This is a genomic window from Bradyrhizobium sp. P2_E8, from assembly GCF_056403875.1.
This window is the reverse complement of sequence record NZ_JBFUES010001912.1, coordinates 1-545: the sequence shown is the minus strand read 5'-3', so window position 1 is coordinate 545 and position 545 is coordinate 1. Positions and strand designations below refer to the sequence as shown.

1 protein-coding gene and 1 pseudogene are annotated in these 545 nt (G+C 65.0%); one reads left to right on the top strand and one right to left on the bottom strand.

Going from position 1 to position 545, the window contains the following annotated elements; translation table 11 throughout:
• Positions 1 to 170, bottom strand: a pseudogene (locus AC1D00_RS44665) (NAD(P)H-quinone oxidoreductase); the annotation flags it as partial.
• Positions 171 to 283: 113 nt separating this feature from the next.
• On the opposite strand from AC1D00_RS44665, the gene AC1D00_RS44660 reads away from it, so the two are divergent.
• The gene (locus AC1D00_RS44660) at positions 284 to 475 is read left to right on the top strand and encodes a DUF1192 domain-containing protein (protein WP_404552990.1); all 192 of its coding nucleotides are present in this window, start codon (positions 284 to 286) and stop codon (positions 473 to 475) included.
• Positions 476 to 545 lie beyond the last annotated feature (70 nt).

Below are 545 nucleotides of genomic sequence, written 5' to 3'. Positions count from 1 at the left end.
GCGCCGGAGCGCTGCGCCACGTCGGGCCGGTTGACGCCGGCGGCCTGCACCTTGACCAGGATCTCGTCGGGACCGGGCTGCGGCAGCGCCCGTTGTTCCGGCACCAGCACCTCCGGTCCGCCGGGCTTGGAGATGGCGACCACGGTCATTTGCGCGGGCAGCTTGTCCATGATGTGTCCTTGAGCAAAGGTGCGGGAGGAAACGAGGCCATTGCTTAGCCAGCGCGGTCCAAGCTGGCAACCGCCTCAGCCGTGTGACCGGAGCGAACGCAGGAGGAACGATCATGCCGACGGAAGACGACGACCGCCCGCGCAAGAAGATCACGCATGAAATCGGACAGGATCTCTCACTGTTGTCCGTGGAGGAACTGACCGAGCGCGTCGCCCTGCTCAAGACCGAGATCGCAAGGCTGGAAGAAGCTGCCGCGAAGAAGCGCGCCTCGCGCGATGCGGCGAACAGTGTTTTCAAGTCGTAGCCGTTGTCGTCCCGGCGAAGGCCGGGACCCATACTCCGTGCAAGCAGTTTGGCGACTCGGAGTTACCAGC